13 protein-coding genes and 3 tRNA genes are annotated in these 16522 nt (G+C 66.9%); 12 read left to right on the top strand and 4 right to left on the bottom strand.

The features are described from left to right. Nucleotides 1-19: 19 nt before the first annotated feature. The 6 genes from E2K76_RS08360 (at nucleotide 20) to E2K76_RS08335 (ending at nucleotide 4440) form a co-directional block, all read left to right on the top strand. On the top strand, nucleotides 20-1306 hold the full coding sequence (locus E2K76_RS08360) for a homoserine dehydrogenase (protein ID WP_136683843.1): 1287 nt from the start codon (nucleotides 20-22) through the stop codon (nucleotides 1304-1306). 79 nt (nucleotides 1307-1385) lie between these two features. Next, nucleotides 1386-2351 carry a class II fructose-bisphosphatase gene (gene glpX / locus E2K76_RS08355; protein ID WP_136683842.1) on the top strand — a complete coding sequence of 322 codons (966 nt, stop codon included), beginning with the start codon at nucleotides 1386-1388 and terminating at the stop codon, nucleotides 2349-2351. Between the two features lie 30 nt (nucleotides 2352-2381). Further along, nucleotides 2382-4130, top strand: coding sequence for a single-stranded-DNA-specific exonuclease RecJ (gene recJ / locus E2K76_RS08350; RefSeq protein WP_136683841.1), 1749 nt, complete (start codon nucleotides 2382-2384; stop codon nucleotides 4128-4130). 55 nt (nucleotides 4131-4185) lie between these two features. After that, nucleotides 4186-4260: transfer RNA gene (locus tag E2K76_RS08345), tRNA-Glu, on the top strand. 15 nt (nucleotides 4261-4275) lie between these two features. Further along, nucleotides 4276-4350: transfer RNA gene (locus tag E2K76_RS08340), tRNA-Glu, on the top strand. Nucleotides 4351-4365: 15 nt separating this feature from the next. After that, nucleotides 4366-4440: transfer RNA gene (locus tag E2K76_RS08335), tRNA-Glu, on the top strand. A gap of 39 nt (nucleotides 4441-4479) precedes the next feature. Here the strand turns inward: E2K76_RS08335 and E2K76_RS08330 are convergent. Together E2K76_RS08330 and E2K76_RS08325 are read right to left on the bottom strand one after the other, a co-directional pair. Further along, nucleotides 4480-6057 carry an isocitrate lyase gene (locus tag E2K76_RS08330; protein WP_136683840.1) on the bottom strand — a complete coding sequence of 526 codons (1578 nt, stop codon included), beginning with the start codon at nucleotides 6055-6057 and terminating at the stop codon, nucleotides 4480-4482. A gap of 9 nt (nucleotides 6058-6066) precedes the next feature. Continuing rightward, the gene (locus E2K76_RS08325; protein WP_136683839.1) at nucleotides 6067-7539 is read right to left on the bottom strand and encodes a malate synthase A; all 1473 of its coding nucleotides are present in this window, start codon (nucleotides 7537-7539) and stop codon (nucleotides 6067-6069) included. A gap of 126 nt (nucleotides 7540-7665) precedes the next feature. Between E2K76_RS08325 and E2K76_RS08320 the strand changes: the two genes are divergently transcribed. The 4 genes from E2K76_RS08320 to E2K76_RS08305 are packed head-to-tail and all read left to right on the top strand — an operon-like array spanning nucleotide 7666 to nucleotide 12540. Next, entirely contained in the window at nucleotides 7666-9093 is a 1428-nt protein-coding gene (locus E2K76_RS08320) for a helix-turn-helix domain-containing protein (protein ID WP_136683838.1), read from the top strand. Between the two features lie 25 nt (nucleotides 9094-9118). Then, nucleotides 9119-10210: a lycopene beta-cyclase CrtY gene (gene crtY, locus E2K76_RS08315; RefSeq protein ID WP_136683837.1), complete on the top strand. Its 1092-nt coding sequence runs from the start codon at nucleotides 9119-9121 to the stop codon at nucleotides 10208-10210. Beyond that, the gene (locus E2K76_RS08310) at nucleotides 10203-11663 is read left to right on the top strand and encodes a phytoene desaturase (protein ID WP_136683836.1); all 1461 of its coding nucleotides are present in this window, start codon (nucleotides 10203-10205) and stop codon (nucleotides 11661-11663) included. The genes crtY and E2K76_RS08310 overlap by 8 nt, the downstream gene beginning before the upstream one ends. Then, nucleotides 11656-12540 carry a phytoene/squalene synthase family protein gene (locus tag E2K76_RS08305; protein ID WP_136683835.1) on the top strand — a complete coding sequence of 295 codons (885 nt, stop codon included), beginning with the start codon at nucleotides 11656-11658 and terminating at the stop codon, nucleotides 12538-12540. The genes E2K76_RS08310 and E2K76_RS08305 overlap by 8 nt, the downstream gene beginning before the upstream one ends. Here the strand turns inward: E2K76_RS08305 and E2K76_RS08300 are convergent. After that, nucleotides 12525-13022 carry a sterol desaturase family protein gene (locus tag E2K76_RS08300; protein ID WP_136683834.1) on the bottom strand — a complete coding sequence of 166 codons (498 nt, stop codon included), beginning with the start codon at nucleotides 13020-13022 and terminating at the stop codon, nucleotides 12525-12527. The genes E2K76_RS08305 and E2K76_RS08300 overlap by 16 nt on opposite strands. Then, a complete protein-coding gene (locus tag E2K76_RS08295) occupies nucleotides 13019-13909 on the bottom strand; it encodes a polyprenyl synthetase family protein (protein WP_220432184.1) in 891 nt (296 codons plus the stop codon). Before E2K76_RS08295 ends, E2K76_RS08300 begins: the two co-directional genes overlap by 4 nt. Before the next feature lie 126 nt (nucleotides 13910-14035). Here E2K76_RS08295 and fni point away from each other — a divergent pair, with 126 nt between their 5' ends. Both fni and rimO read left to right on the top strand, forming a co-directional pair. Continuing rightward, nucleotides 14036-15043 carry a type 2 isopentenyl-diphosphate Delta-isomerase gene (gene fni / locus E2K76_RS08290; protein ID WP_136683832.1) on the top strand — a complete coding sequence of 336 codons (1008 nt, stop codon included), beginning with the start codon at nucleotides 14036-14038 and terminating at the stop codon, nucleotides 15041-15043. Nucleotides 15044-15073: 30 nt separating this feature from the next. Next, a complete protein-coding gene (gene rimO, locus E2K76_RS08285; RefSeq protein ID WP_181952892.1) occupies nucleotides 15074-16465 on the top strand; it encodes a 30S ribosomal protein S12 methylthiotransferase RimO in 1392 nt (463 codons plus the stop codon). Nucleotides 16466-16522 lie beyond the last annotated feature (57 nt).

Raw genomic sequence — 16522 nt, 5'->3', positions numbered from 1 at the left:
TAGCATAATCGGAGGTTTCATGCCCGCCCCCCTGCGTCTTGGACTTGCCGGCCTCGGAACGGTCGGCGTCGGCGTCATCAAGATCATCCAACAACACGCCGCGATGATCGAAATGCGTGCGGGGCGTCCGATCATGATTACAGCCGTCTCGGCCCGCGATCCGTCCAAGGACCGGGGCGTGGACCTGTCTGGTTACGCATGGGAAAGCGATCCCGTCGCGCTGGCGATGCGCGACGACGTGGATGTCTTCGTCGAGGTGATGGGCGGCCACGAAGGCGCCGCCAAGGCCGCGACCGAGGCCGCGCTGACCGCGGGCAAGGATGTCGTGACCGCCAACAAGGCGCTGCTGGCGCATTCCGGTCAGGACCTGGCCGAAACCGCCGAATCCCTTGGCCGCGTCATCCGGTTCGAAGCGGCGGTCGCGGGGGGCATCCCCGTCATCAAGGCCCTGACCGAAGGTCTGGCCGGGAACGGCATGCGCCGGGTGATGGGCGTGATGAACGGCACCTGCAACTATATCCTGACCCGGATGGAAAGCTCGGGCCTGCCCTATGACCACGTGTTCGAGGAGGCGCGCCAGCTGGGCTACCTCGAAGCCGATCCGCAGCTTGACGTGGGCGGGATCGACGCGGGGCACAAGCTGTCGCTGCTGGCCTCGATCGCCTTCGGCACCAAGGTCAGCTTCGACGCGGTCGAACTGGAAGGCATCGGCGATGTGTCCATCGACGACATCCGCCGCGCGGGCGACATGGGATACCGCATCAAGCTGCTGGGCGTCGCGCAGATGACGGGCCGTGGCCTCGAACAGCGCATGACCCCCTGCCTCGTGCCATCGGACAGCCCGCTCGGCCAGCTTCAGGGCGGCACCAACATGGTCGTGCTGGAAGGCGACGCGGTCGGCCAGATCGTGCTGCGCGGTCCCGGCGCGGGCGAAGGCCCGACCGCCAGCGCCGTCATGGGTGACGTGATCGACATCGCGCGGGGCCTGCGCCTGCCGACCTTCGGCCAGCCCGCGACCACGCTGGCCGATCCGGTCGCCGCCCGGTCCGCCGCCCCTGCCGCGTGGTATCTGCGCATGACGCTTCAGGACAAGCCCGGCGCGCTGGCCAAGATCGCCACGGCCTTGGGCGAGGCGGGCGTGTCGATCAACCGCATGCGCCAATACGGCCACCCCGGCGGCGACGCGCCGGTGCTGATCGTGACGCACAAGGCCACGCGGGACGACATGATGCACGCCATCGCCTCTTTCGCGGCAACGGGCGTGCTTGTCGGCAACCCAGTGGCGATCCGGATCGAGGAAGTCTGATCCGTTAGCGCGACCATCCTTGCCCCTCTTGCCTATCCCGCGCTACGACTTGGGAAATTCAATGCAAGAGGGGCTTTTCATGGCCAACGCCGAACAATTCCAGGACCGCATGCTGTCGCTGGGCCTTGCCCGCGTGTCCGAAGCCGCAGCACTGGCATCGGCCAAGCTGATCGGTCGCGGCGACGAGAAGGCTGCCGATCAGGCCGCCGTCAACGCCATGCGCGACCAGCTGAACCTGCTGGACATCGCCGGCGTCGTCGTCATCGGCGAAGGCGAGCGTGACGAAGCCCCGATGCTGTATATCGGCGAGGAAGTCGGCACCGGCAAAGGCCCCGCCGTGGACATCGCGCTGGACCCGCTGGAAGGCACCACGCTGACCGCCAAGGACATGCCGAACGCGCTGACCGTCATCGCGATGGCCCCGCGCGGCACGCTGCTGCACGCGCCCGACGTGTATATGGAAAAGCTGGCCATCGGTCCGGGCTATGCCCCAGGCCTCGTGACGCTGGACATGACCCCCACCGAACGTGTGAACGCCGTTGCCCGCGCCAAGGGCGGCGACGCGTCGGACGTCACCGTCTGCATCCTTGAACGCGACCGCCACGCGGATCTGATCGCCGAGGTGCGTTCCACCGGCGCCGCGATCCGTCTGATCACCGACGGCGACGTTGCGGGCGTCATTCACTGCGCCACCCCCGGCACCGGCATCGACCTTTACATGGGTTCGGGCGGCGCACCCGAGGGCGTTCTGGCGGCCTCCGCGCTGAAATGCATGGGCGGCGAATTCTATGGCAAGCTGCTGTTCCGCAACGAGGATGAGATCGGCCGCGCCCGCAAGGCCGGGATCGAGGATCTGGACCGCATCTACAGCCGCGACGAACTGGTCACCGCCGACGTGATCTTTGCCGCCACCGGCGTCACGGACGGCAACCTCGTGTCCGGCATCCAGCGCGAAGTGGGCTGGGTCACGATGGAGACGATCCTGATGCGGTCCAAGACCGGATCGGTCCGCCGCATGACCTATCGCAACCCCGTCAAGGCTTAACAAACCCCGCACGAGGGGTTAGGAAACGCCATGACCCCTCGCGCATTTCTGAACGTCGAACGCTCTGCCACCGGACGCCGCTGGGTCGGCCCCTCGGATGACGAGGACCGGCTGGCCGAGGCGATGACACAGCAGACCCGCCTGCCGCTGGCCTTGTGCCGCACGCTGGTCCGGCGCGGGATTTCCCCGGCCGAGGCCGAAGCATACCTCGCCCCCGCCATGCGCGATCTGCTGCCCGACCCGATGGTGCTGCGCGATATGGGCGTCGCGGCGGAACGCATCCTGACGGCGGTGAACCGCAAGGAACGCATCGCTATCTTCGCCGATTACGACGTGGATGGCGGATCGTCGGCGGCGCTGCTGATCGTCTGGCTGCGCCAGATGGGGCGGCAGGCGACGCTGTATATCCCCGACCGCATCGACGAGGGTTACGGCCCGAACGTCCCCGCGATGCAGGAACTGGCGGCAAGCCATGATCTGATCATCTGCGTCGATTGCGGCACCCTCAGCCACGAACCGATCGCCGCCGCCGTGGGCGCGGATGTGGTCGTGCTGGACCACCACCTTGGCGCGGAAACCCTGCCCCCCGCGCTGGCCGTGGTGAACCCCAACCGTCAGGACGAGGATGGCAGCCTTGCGCATCTCTGCGCGGCCTCGGTCGTGTTTCTGGTGCTGGTCGAGTTGAACCGCCGTCTGCGCGCGGATGGCGTGCAGGGGCCGGACCTGATCGCGATGCTGGATCTGGTGGCGCTGGCGACGGTGGCCGATGTGGCCCCGCTGATCGGGGTGAACCGCGCGCTGGTGCGGCAGGGGCTGAAGGTCATGGCACGACGGCAGCGGCCCGGTCTGGTGGCGCTGGGCGACGTCGCGCGGATGACCGAGGCGCCGACCGCCTATGCGCTGGGCTTCCTTCTGGGGCCGCGCGTGAATGCGGGCGGGCGGATCGGACAAGCCGACCTTGGCGCGCGCCTTCTGGCAACGGACGACCCGCGCGAGGCTGCGGCGCTGGCCGCCCGGCTGGACGAGTTGAACACCGAACGCCGCGACATCGAAGCCCGCGTGCGGACCGAGGCGATGGCACAGGCAGAGGCGCGGGGGCTGGACGGTCCGCTGGTCTGGGCCGCCGGGAACGGCTGGCACCCCGGCGTGGTCGGCATCTGCGCCGCCCGGATGAAAGAGGCGACGAACCGCCCCAGCATCGTCATCGGGATCGAGAACGGCATCGGCAAAGGCTCGGGCCGGTCGATCCCCGGCGTGGACCTTGGCGCCGCGATCCACCGCGTCGCCGCCGAAGGGCTGCTGCTGAAAGGCGGCGGGCACAAAATGGCCGCCGGCCTGACGGTCGAGGAAGCGAAGATTCCCGCCGCGATGGACCGTCTGGCCGAACTTCTGGCCAAACAGGGCGCGGGCATGGGCGGCCCGTCCGACCTGCGGATCGAAGGGCTGCTGATGCCCTCTGCCGCGACCCCTGCCCTGCTGGAGCAGATCGAGAATGCGGGCCCATTCGGCGCGTCCTCCCCCGCCCCCCGTTTCGCCTTTCAGGCGCAGGCCGTGCAGGCGCGGCGCATTGGCGAATCGCATCTGCGGCTGAACTTCGGCGGCTTCGACGGGCCGAAGCTGGAGGCGATCGCCTTCGGTGCCTATGACGGTCCCATCGGCCCGCTTCTGGACAATCCCGGCGTGCGGCGTTTCCACCTTGCGGGCAAGCTGGAGCTGAACTCCTGGGGCGGACGGACCAAGGTTCAGATGCGCCTTGAAGATATTGCCGAGGAAACCTGATTTTCCCTCTTGCGCGTGGCGGGCGGCCCGATTAGAAGCCGCCCTACCCAAACGTGGCCCGTTCGTCTATCGGTTAGGACGTCAGGTTTTCAACCTGAAAAGAGGGGTTCGACTCCCCTACGGGCTGCCACTTTGGGTCTGGAATGGCCCGTTCGTCTATCGGTTAGGACGTCAGGTTTTCAACCTGAAAAGAGGGGTTCGACTCCCCTACGGGCTGCCACTTTGGGTCTGGAATGGCCCGTTCGTCTATCGGTTAGGACGTCAGGTTTTCAACCTGAAAAGAGGGGTTCGACTCCCCTACGGGCTGCCAGACCAGACCAGAGAGCCGCCCCTCGGGGCGGCTTTTGTCTTATTCGGCGGCGAACTGGTTCATCGTGTTCGCATGGCCCCCGGCCTTCAGCGCCCGCTCGCCCCCGACCATCTCCTTGAACGTATCGCCAAGGTCCGATCCCACCTCGTGCTGGTGCTTCACCGCGGAAATCCCGCGCCGGATCTCCTCGCGCTGGACGGTGGCGACATAGGCCAGCATCTTGTCGTCGCCGAAATACCCGCGCGACAACTCGTCCACCGATTTGGCGGTCAGGTGGAAGGTCGGCAGCGTGATCAGGTTGTGGAACACCCCCGCCTTGGCCGAGATGTCGGTCTGGAACCGCGCCAGCCGCGCATCCGCCTCCTGCCCCAGCTCGGTCGTGTCATATTCGGCGGACATCAGCGATCCGGGATAGTCCGCCTCCGAAATCCGCCCCGAGGACAGCCATTCCGCCCGCACCTGATTGCGCAGGTTCAGCGTCCAGTTGAACGACGGCGAGTTGTTATAGGTCAGCTTCGCCTTCGGCACGACCGCGCGAATCTCGTTCACCATCGACGCGATCTCGGCCACGTTGGGGGTGTCGGTCTCGATCCAGACCATATCCGCGCCGCCGTCGCGCAGGGATGCGATGCAATCCTCGATCACACGCGCCCGGCCCGAGCCGTCCTTGAAGCGGAACAACCCGTTCGCCAGCCGGATCGGTTTTTGCAGCCGCCCGTCACGCATGATCGCGACCTCGCCTTCGGCAAAGCTGCCATCCTCGACCTCCACCCATTTCAGGTACTCGGCGGCATGGTCCCCCGCCGCCGCGCTGACCGGCAATTTCTGCGTCAGCCCCGCGCCAAGGCTGTCGGTCCGCGCGACGATCACACCATCATCCACGCCCAACTCCTCGAAGGCCAGACGGCAGGCGCGAAGCTTTTCGATGAAGTCCTCGCGCGGGACCGTCACCTTGCCGTCCTGATGCCCGCATTGCTTGGCGTCCGAGACCTGATTCTCGATCTGAAGACAGCAGGCCCCCGCCTTGATGAGTTCCTTCGCCAGCAGATAGGTCGCGTGTTCATTGCCAAAACCCGCGTCGATATCGGCGATGATCGGCACGACGTGGGATTCGAACCCGTCGATGGCGGCGATCGCCTTCCCGCGCGCCACATCGTCCTGCGCCGCAGCCAGCGCGCGGAACAGATCGTTCAGTGCCACCTCGTCCGCCTGCCGAAGCGAGGTGTAGATCTCCTGCACCAATTCGACCACCGCCGTCTTCTCGTGCATCGACTGGTCGGGCAGATGGCCCCAGCGGTTGCGAAGGCCCGCCACCATCCAGCCGGACAGATAGACATAGGCCCCCTTGGTCGTGCCACGCAGACGCTTCACCGACTTGATCATCTGCTGGGCATGGAACCCCGACCAGCAGCCAAGGGATTGCGTGAACTGCGACGGGTCGGCGTCATAGGCGGCCATGTCGGCGCGCATCACCTTTGCCATGGCGCGGGCGATGTCCAGATGCGTGCTGAAGGTGTTCTGCATCTTCACCTGGACGATGTCGTCCACCGAAACGCCCCCCGGTGCGCCGTTCGGGTAACGGGCGGTCACTTCGGCGCGGATTTGCGAATAGCTCATACTGTCCTCTCAATCGACTGCGTTCAGAACGGGATAGGCGGGAATGGCGGCAGGTTCGGGGGCGGTGCCCATGACGGCTTCGTGCAGCAGGCGGGCGGCGGGGGCGAAGTGACCACGGTGGAAGCCATGCGCGCCGTGCGTGGCCAGCAACTCCACCACCTCGGCCTGGATCGCCTCGGCCAGCCGGTCTGTGGTCAGGCGCATCCCGTCCACCTCGGCCCCGTGCTGCCGCCATTGCCAGATGCGCATCCGGGCAAGGTCGGCCAGATCCATCCGCGCGGGGCGGCCCGACAGCCATGCGGCGACCTCGGCGATGGCAATGGCGATCTCGGCCTCCAGCATGGCCTGCGTCGCATCGCCCTTATGGGGTTGGATCAGCATCTCCGGCTCGATCCGCCAGCCCTGACGCGGCACGCGCATCTGGTTGGGGCCGGTCATCTCCTCGGCGAAGACCGCCATCGTCATGACCGGATCGCCCCGGCTGCCGTCGAAGCCGATGCGGACCTCGTGCTCCGGCTCGCCCTCGCCGATAGCAAGGATGCCGCGGCGGTGGCAGACCTTGACCAGACGCGCGGCGCAGGTCGCAAGGAAGGCGCGGTCATGCGGCGTGTTGCCCGGCAGGGTGCGGTCCGCATGGCGCCGCATCGCGCGGATATAGCTGGCGGTGTAGTTCGCGCGGTTCAGCGACATGGCGGCGATGTGGTCGCGCAATTCCCAAACGATCTCGTCCATCTCGTACGCGGCGTTCAGGCTCTCGATGCAGACGGTCGCCTTGATGGTGCCGTGGGCAAGCCCGACGCGATCCTCGGCGAACAGGAACACCTCGTTCCAGAACCGCGCCTCGCGGTGGCTCTCCAGCTTGGCGAGTTCATAGAAAGGCCCACGCCCCGTCGCCGCCAGCGCCCGCCCGTTGTGAAAGATGTCGAGCCCGAAGTCGAACAGCGCCGCCGACATGCCGTGGCCGCCGATCATCACGTTCGCTTCGGTCCCGTGCAGGGCGCGGGGGCGCAGGATCAGCAGCGCTGGCTCCGGCCCCACCTGATCCAGCGGCCCGTCGCGATGGTCCAGCAGGTTCGCGTGGCCCGCGATCACGGCGGTGAAGCTGTGCGAGGTGCGATCCTCCTGATCCGCGACGAAGACCCGCGCGCCGGACCCCAGCGCCGCCTCCATCGCATCGCGAGCCAGCGGACCGACGATTTCAGCGCGGCGGTCCAGCAGGACGGGCGGCATCGGCGCGGCGGTCCAGATACCCTTGCGGGTATCCGTCGTGTCGGCAAGATAATCGGGCATCTCGCCCCGGTCGAAACGTTCCTGCCGCCGGTCGCGGGCGACCATCAGCGCATGCAGCTTGTGCCCGAACCGGGTCTGAAGCTCGGTCAGGAACCCCAGCGCGGCAGGGGTCAGAACCCGGTCCTGCCCCGGCACCTGGCGGAGCACCACAAGGCGCTGGGCGGTGGCGATCGGAATGAAATCTAGGGACATCGCAAGTCCTCCTTCCTCATGATGTAAGGTTAGTAAGGTCATGCTGCGGGCGCGATAATTTCCTTGACAGAAAGGGTCATGCTGTCACGCTTGTCATGCGTTTGGGGGATTTCGGTAAGGTTTGTCATGCGAGAGGAGAAGCTGATCATCGGCCCGCGCCTGCGGTCGTTGCGCCAGTCGCTGGGGCTGACCCAGGCGCAGATGGCGGCGGAGCTGGACGTCTCTGCCAGCTACATCACACTGATCGAGGCGAACCAGCGACCCGCCAGCGCCCGGCTTCTGATGCGGCTGGCGGCGGTCTATGACCTGAACGTCTCCGAACTCGCCCCCGGCAGCGATGCCCAGCTTGCGACCGACCTTGCCGCCGCGCTGAAGGACCCGGCGCTGGAGGCGAGCGTAGGGCGGTCAGAGATCGAACAGGCCCTGCACGCCGCACCGAATATCGCCGCCGCACTGGTCCGCCTGCACGACCGTTATCGCGATCTGGCCCTGCGCGCCGACAGCGGGGTGCAGGACCGCGAGAAGGTGGAGGTTCTGGAACAGGGCCAGCGCCCGGTCGAGGCGGTGCGAAGCTGGTATTACGACCGCAGCAACTACATCGACGCGCTGGACCGCGCCGCCGAGGCGATGGCCGAGGACATGTTGCTGCATCGGGGCGAGCCGCATGTCGCGCTGACCGAACGGCTGGCCCGCCACGGCATCCGCGCCCGCATCCTTCCGGCCGAGGTTCTGGCCGGCCAGCTTCGCCGCTATGTCCCGCATCGTCGGGAATTGCTGCTGTCGGAGCTGCTGGGGCAAAGCAGCCGCCGGTTCCAGATCGCGGTGCTTCTGGCGCGGCTGGAACAGCACGAGACCATCGCCGCCGTCATGGGCGGATCGGGGCTGGAGGGCGCAGCGGCGGCGCTGGTCCGCACCAGCCTTGCCAATTACTTCGCCGCCGCCCTGCTGATGCCCTATCGCCGCTTCCTCGCCGCCTGCGAGAGCGCGCGTTACGACATCGAACTTCTGAGCCACCGCTTCGGATGCAGCCTCGAACAGATCGCCCACCGGATGACCACGCTGCAACGCCCCGATGCGCGAGGGGTGCCATTCTTCTTCGTGCGCGTGGATCGGGCGGGGAACGTGTCGAAACGCTTCAGCGCGGGGCGGTTTCCGTTTTCCAAATTCGGCGGCACATGCCCGCTGTGGAACATCCATGCGGCGTTCGAGACGCCCGACCAGATCCGCACGCAGGTGATCCGCATGCCGGACGGGGCCAGCTATATCTCCGTCGCGCGGGCGATCCAGCGGATGGGCGGCACCTATGGCAGCCCGGGTCAGAAGCTGGCCATCGGGCTTGGCTGCGACATCGCCTATGCCCCGCGTCTGGTCTATGCCGACCAGTTGAACATGGACCGCGCCCAGCCGACGGAAATCGGCCTGAACTGCTATCTGTGCGAACGGCCCAACTGCGCATCGCGCGCGCAGGCGCCGATCAACCGCCGCCTGATCGTGGACGAGGAGGAACGCAGCCTCGCAATCTTCCGATTCGAGGGCGAAGGCTCTCGCCTTTGATGCGGCGCCACCTAAGTCCTGCCCCATGCAGGCGGATATCGTTTTCGTAGGGGCTGGACTGGCGGCACGTATCGCGGCGCTGCGGCTTGCTGCCGTGCCGAAACCGCCGCGCGTGCTGATGGTCGATCCCTCGCCGCCCGCGAACCATACGTGGTCGTTCCACGAACATGACATCACCGGGCAGGATCGCCGCTGGCTCTCGCCCGCCATCGCGCATGAATGGCCGGGGCAAGAGGTCCGCTTTCCCGGCCACCGCCGCACGCTGCGCGCGGGATACGCGACGATCACGCCCGAAAGCCTGCCCGCGCCGAACGTCCTTCGCGCCAAGGCCACGCATATCGCGCCCGACCACGTCATCGCGGGCCAGCGGATCGACGCGCAATGCGTGATCGACGCGCGCGGCTTCGCCCCCCACCCGGCGCTGGAGATCGGGTTCCAGAAGTTCCTTGGGCTAGAGGTAGAGCTTACCGCCCCGCACGGCCTGACCCTGCCCGTCATCATGGACGCGACCGTGGCGCAGGAAGGGGGTTACCGTTTCGTCTATCTGCTGCCCTTCTCTCCGACCCGGTTGCTGATCGAGGACACGCGATACGCGGACACACCGGGGTTGGAGGGGCTGCGCGAGGGCGTCGCCGCCTATGCCGCCGCCCAGGGCTGGCAGATCCGCGAAACCCTGCGCGAGGAGACGGGCGCGCTGCCCATCGCGCTGTCCTTCGACGCGGCGGCCTTCTGGCGGGGGGCAGAAGTCCCGCGCATCGGGATGCGTGCGGCGCGGTTCCATCCCGTCACCGGCTATTCCCTGCCCGACGCGGTGCGCAGCGCGAACATCATTGCGCAGCATTGGCAGGGCAATCTCGGCGCGGCCCTGCGCGAGGATGCCATCGCCCGCGACCGCCCCTTCTATCGCCTGCTGACCCGGATGCTGTTCCGCGCCGCCGACCCCACCGAGCGTTGGCGCGTGCTGGAGCGATTCTATCGCCTGCCCGAGACGCTGATCGAACGATTCTATGCCGGGAACACCACGCAGGCCGACATGGCCCGCATCCTGATCGGCAAGCCGCCCGTGCCCATCCTTCGCGCCATCCGCGCCCTTCCCGAACGGAGACAGAATGCCTGAACGCACCGCCGCCGTGATCGGCGCTGGCCTTGGCGGTCTTGCCCTTGCCATCCGCCTGCAAAGCGCGGGCATCGCCACCACCGTCTTCGAAAAGCGCGACAAGCCGGGCGGGCGGGCCTATGTCTATCACGATGACGGTTTCATCTTCGACGCAGGGCCGACGGTCATCACGGACCCGGACTGCCTGCGCAAGCTGTGGACGTTGTCGGGCCGCCGGATGGAGGATTACGTGACCCTCCTGCCCGTCGCGCCCTTCTATCAGCTGTGCTGGGAGGATGGCTTCCGCTTCGATTACGCCGACGATCAGGCGGCCATCGACCGCCAGATCGCCGCGAAATCGCCCGCGGATGTGGATGGCTACCGCCGCTTCCTCGCCTATTCCCGCGATGTCTATGCCGAAGGATACGAGAAGCTGGGCACCGTCCCCTTCCTCCATTTCCGGTCGATGATAAAGGCCGCGCCGCAGCTTGCCCGCCTGCAAAGCTGGCGCAGCGTCTATTCGATGGTGGCGAAGTTCATCAAGGACGACCAGCTTCGTCAGGCGTTCAGCTTCCACACCCTGCTGGTCGGGGGCAACCCGTTCGAGACGTCGTCGATCTATGCCCTGATCCACGCGCTGGAACGGCAGGGCGGCGTGTGGTTCGCCAAGGGCGGCACCGGAGCGCTGGTCGCAGGAATGGTGCGGCTGCTGGAGGATCTGGGCGGACGGGTGGTGATGAATGCCGAGGTGGACCGGATCGAAACCTCGGGCGGGCAGGCGACGGGCGTGACGGTGGGCGGCGTGACGACGGCCTTCGACATGGTCGCGAGCAATGCCGACGTGGTTCACACCTATGACAAGCTTCTGGGCGATCCGAAGGGCAGGAAGCTGGCGGCAAAGCGGCATTCCATGTCGCTGTTCGTCGTCTATTTCGGCCTGCGCGGCAAACGCCCGGATCTGAAGCATCACATGGTCCTGTTCGGTCCGCGCTATCGCGAGCTGATCCGCGACGTCTTCAAGACGGACGGGCTTGCGGACGACTTCTCGCTTTACCTGCACGCGCCGTCGGTGACGGATGACAGTCTCGCGCCCGAAGGCGACAGCGCCTATTACGTCCTGTCGCCCGTGCCGCATCTGGGAACGGCGGATATCGACTGGGACGTGGCTGGCCCCGCCTATCGCGACCGGATTCTGGACTATCTGGAGGCGCGGTATATCCCGAACCTGCGCCGCGATCTGGCGACTGTGCGGCACTTCACGCCCTTCGACTTTCGCGATCAGTTGAACGCCCATCACGGATCGGCCTTTTCGATCGAACCGATCCTGACCCAAAGCGCGTGGTTCCGCCCGCATAACCGCGACGACCGGCTGTCCAATATGTATATCGTCGGTGCAGGCACCCATCCCGGCGCGGGCATCCCCGGCGTCGTGGGCAGCGCCGAGGCAACGGCGGGGCTGATGATCCATGGATGAGGTCGTTGCAAACTCCGAGGAGTCCATCGCCAAGGGCTCCAAAAGCTTCGCCGCCGCCGCCCGCATCTTCGACCGCGAGACGCGCGACGATTGCGTGATGCTCTATGCCTGGTGCCGCCATTGCGACGATGTGATCGACGGGCAGGAGGGCGGACGCGAACAGGCCGCCGACTTTCGGACGGGTCAGGTCCAGCGTCTGGCCGAACTGCGCCGCCAAACGGATGCGGCGCTGGCAGGCAACCCCGAGGGTCCGGTATTCGAGGCGCTGGCCCGCGTCTGCGCCCGCCGAAACATCCCTGCCATCTATCCGCACCAGCTTCTGGACGGGTTCGCGATGGATGTGGAGGAGCGGCAGTATCGCACGACCGACGACCTGCTGGACTACTGCTATCACGTCGCGGGGGTCGTCGGCGTGATGATGGCGCAGATCATGGGCGTCAGCGATCCGCGCATTCTGGACCGCGCCTCGGACCTTGGCATCGCGATGCAACTGACCAACATCTCCCGCGATGTGATCGAGGATGCGCAGGCGGGCCGCGTCTATCTGCCCACCATGATGCAGGTCACGGGCCACCGCGACCAGTGGCCAGAACTGCACCGGATGGCGCTGGAACTGCTGGATATGGCCGAGGTCTATTACGACAGCGCGATGGTCGGCATGGCCGCATTGCCGCCCCGGTCGGCACTGGCCATTGCGGCGGCACGGCGGGTTTACCGCGCCATCGGGGTCAAGCTGCGCAAGGGGCCGGATCAGTGGGCCACCCGCGTCTCCACCACGAAACCCGAAAAGGCGCTGCTGTTCGCCGCGGCCGCATGGGACGTCGCAAGACCCAAGCCGAACATCCCGCGCACGGGGCTGTATCAGCGCCCGTCCTGAACCTCGTCCAGCGCGGCGCGGTCGATCTTGCGGTTGTGGTCCAGCTCCTTCACCAGATCCTTCACGGGTTTGGCATAGATGAAGCCGAAGGACACGCAGCCCTCCTTCCCCTCGACCGCGTGGTGCAGGCGGTGGGCCTGATACAGCCGCTTGGCGTAACCCTTGCGCGGGATATAGGTGAACGGCCAGCGTTTATGCACCAGCCCGTCATGCGCCACGAAATACAGAACGCCGTAAAGCGTCACCCCGATGGCAACCCATGTCGCCGGACGCCACCACCATTCACCCGCCGCAAACATCCCGATCGCGATGACGGCGAAGACGACGGCGTAAAGGTCGTTCATCTCGAACGCCCCGTGGCGCTCCTCGTGATGCGACTTGTGCCAGCCCCAGCCCCAGCCGTGCATGATATATTTATGCGCCGCCCATGCGACCCATTCCATGAAGGCGACGGTGGCGATGACGACCAGAACCGCGATCATCGCGCCGCCCGTGCCGCCAGCACCGCCGGATCGAACACCTGCGCGATCATCCACTGGAACGGCGCAGGGTCGATCCCCGAGGCGTCCAGCGCATGGCCCGCCCGAAGCAGCAGGTCGAGGCAGCGTTTCTGCGCCCGCGCCGCGCCCAGTTCGGCGACGAAATTCGTCTTGCCCTCATCCTTGCCGGTGTCCTTGCCGGCCTCCTCGGGCGTCTTGGTCACGTCCAGCAGATCATCCGCGATCTGGAACGCCTGCCCCAGATCCTCGGCAAAGCGGCGCAGGGCCGCGCGGCGGGCGGTGGACAGCCCGGCCAGAATCGCCCCCATCTCGACCGAGGCGACCAGCAGCACCCCCGTCTTCATCCGGTTGACCTGATCGATGCGGCGGATCGCGCTGTCGCAGCGGTTCGCCGGGCGGTCGGCAGGATCGAACCCGTTCACGTCCAACTCCTGCCCCGCGACCAGCCCGCCCCACCCGACGGCTCGCGACAGGGCACCCACCAGTTCGATCCGCTGCGCATCCGTCGCGGGCAACCCGCCCACCAGCGCGAACGCCTGATTGAGCAGCCCGACCGAGCCGAGGATCGCCGTCGCCTGCCCAAAGGCCACATGTGTCGCAGGTCGCCCCCGGCGCAGCGCGGCATCGTCCATGCAGGGCAGATCATCCAGTATCAGCGACGCCGAATGCACCATTTCCACCGCGCAGCCCGCGTCCAGCACAGCATCTCGCGCATCGCCCGCCACCAGATGCAGCAGGAACGGCCGCATCCGCTTGCCCGAGGTCATCGCGTCCTGCGATGCCGCCATCAGGCGCGCGGGCGCATCCGGCACATGCAGATGCAGACGCATCCGATCCTCCAACGCGCGGCGAAAGGTCTTGAAACGCACCGCATGATCCTGCGGCGGGCAGAGTTCCGGCGTCATGTTCATCGGGTAGCGATCGCTTCCGTTTGCCGTGGGGGTCTTTTCGTCTATCTGGAGGGAACGCCGCCCAAGTCAAATCCGGAAAGCCTCATGATCAGCACGCGCAAGGCCCAGCATCTGAACATCGTGCTGGAGGGGCGTGGCTCGGGTGACGGGCGGACGGGGCTGGACGCGGTGCGTTTTCGCCATGTCGCCCTGCCCGAGCTGGATTTCGGTGCCATCGACCTGTCCACGCGGTTTCTTGGCCGCCGGATCGCCCTGCCCTTCATGGTCAGTTCGATGACCGGCGGCACGGGTCAGGCCGCGACGATCAACCGCAACCTCGCGCTGGCCTGCGAGGCGCTGACGATCCCGCTGGCCGTCGGATCGCAGCGCGTGGCGCTGGAGGGCGGCGAGGCGGGCGGGCTGGACGCAGGGCTGCGGGCGCTGGCCCCGTCGGTCCCGATCCTTGCCAATTTCGGCGCGGCGCAGCTGAACCGGGGTTACGGCCCGGACCATGCCCGCCGCGCGATGGACCAGATCGGCGCGGATGCGGTGATCGTCCACCTGAACCCGCTGCAAGAGGCGCTTCAGCCCGAGGGCGACCGCGACTGGCGCGGGCTGCTGGACCGGATCGGTGCACTGGCGGAAGCCGTTCCGGTGGTGGTCAAGGAAGTCGGCGCAGGCATTTCCGGCGATGTTGCGCGGGCACTGGCGGATCGCGGCGTCACCGCCATCGACGTGGCGGGCGCGGGCGGCACCAGCTGGGCGCTGGTCGAGGCGGAACGCGCCGCCACCCCCCGCCAGCGCGCCGTGGCCGAGGCGTTCGGCGATTGGGGCATCCCCACAAGCCTCGCCATCGCCGAGGCTCGCGCCGCCTGTCCCGCCACGCCCATCATCGGATCGGGCGGCATCGCGGACGGGCTGGACGCGGCCCGTGCGATCCGGCTGGGCGCGGACCTTGTCGGCTATGCCGCCGCGATCCTGCCCGCCGCCACCCAAAGCCCCGAGGCGGTGATCGAGGTGTTCGCCACCTTTGAAGGCCAGCTTCGCACCGCCTGTTTCTGCACCGGCAGCGCCGACCTTGCCGCGCTGCGCAACGCTGCCCTGTTGCCATAGCCCCTTCCGCGCAAGGCGATTCACCTCTATATGCGCGCGATGACCCAGAACCCGCCGAACCTCCGCCCCGACCTGGCACCCAAGATGGTGCTCGATGCCCCCCGCCGCGAGGGGCAGCCGACGATCGGCATGGTCAGCCTTGGCTGTCCCAAGGCGCTGGTGGACAGCGAACGCATCCTGACCCGCCTGCGGGCCGAAGGATATGCGATCAGCCCCGACTACAAAGGCGCGGATGCGGTCATCGTGAACACCTGCGGCTTTCTGGATTCGGCCAAGGCGGAATCGCTTGATGCCATCGGCGAGGCGCTGCGCGAGAACGGCAAGGTGCTGGTCACCGGCTGTCTGGGCGCAGAGCCTGAATACATCACCGGCGCGCATCCCAAGGTCATGGCCGTCACCGGCCCGCATCAATACGAGGCGGTGCTGGATGCGGTTCACAAGGCTGTGCCGCCCTCGCCCGATCCGTTCGTGGACCTGCTGCCGGCGCAAAGCGTGTCGCTGACGCCGCGCCATTACAGCTATCTGAAGATTTCCGAAGGCTGCAATCACAAGTGCAAGTTCTGCATCATCCCCGACATGCGCGGCAAACTGGTCAGCCGCCCCGTCCACGCCGTTCTGCGCGAGGCCGAGAAGCTGGTCGATGCCGGTGTGCGCGAATTGCTGGTGATTTCGCAGGACACCTCGGCCTATGGCGTCGACCGCAAGCACGATTTCGGCGCGTGGAAGGGTGACGAGGTTCGCGCCCACATCACCGACCTGTCGCGCGAATTGGGCAAACTCGGCGCATGGGTGCGGCTGCATTACGTCTACCCCTACCCCCATGTCCGCAACCTGATCCCGCTGATGGCCGAGGGGCTGGTGCTGCCCTACCTCGACATCCCGTTCCAGCACGCGCACCCGGACGTGCTGAAACGCATGGCCCGCCCCGCCGCTGCCGCGAAAACGCTGGACGAGATCGCCGCATGGCGCGCCGCCTGCCCCGACATCACCCTGCGGTCCACCTTCATCGTCGGCTACCCGGGCGAGACGGAGGAGGAGTTCCAGACCCTGCTCGATTGGCTGGACGAGGCGCAACTGGACCGCGTCGGCTGCTTCCAATACGAAAACGTCGCGGGTGCGCGGTCGAACGATCTGCCGAACCACGTCCCGGATGAGGTGAAGCAGGACCGCTGGGAACGCTTCATGGAAAAATCGCAGGCGATTTCCGAAGCCAAGCTGGCCGCCAAGGTCGGCACGATCCAGCAGGTCATCGTGGACGAGGTCGATGACGAAGGCGCCACCTGCCGCACCAAGGCCGATGCGCCGGAAATCGACGGCAACCTGTTCATCGACGAAGGGTTCGAACACCTGAAACCCGGCGACATGGTGACGGTGGAGGTCGAGGAATCCGGCGAATACGACCTTTGGGGCCGTCTGGTCTGAATCATGGACGGCATGCGGCAACAGGCATAGGCTGACCCTTGGATCTTCCATGGGGCT

It is taken from the genome of Falsirhodobacter xinxiangensis (assembly GCF_004959935.1).
Taxonomy (GTDB): domain Bacteria; phylum Pseudomonadota; class Alphaproteobacteria; order Rhodobacterales; family Rhodobacteraceae; genus Falsirhodobacter; species Falsirhodobacter xinxiangensis.
Note: the sequence above shows the minus strand (reverse complement) of the source record. Positions and strands in the feature narration are given on the sequence as shown.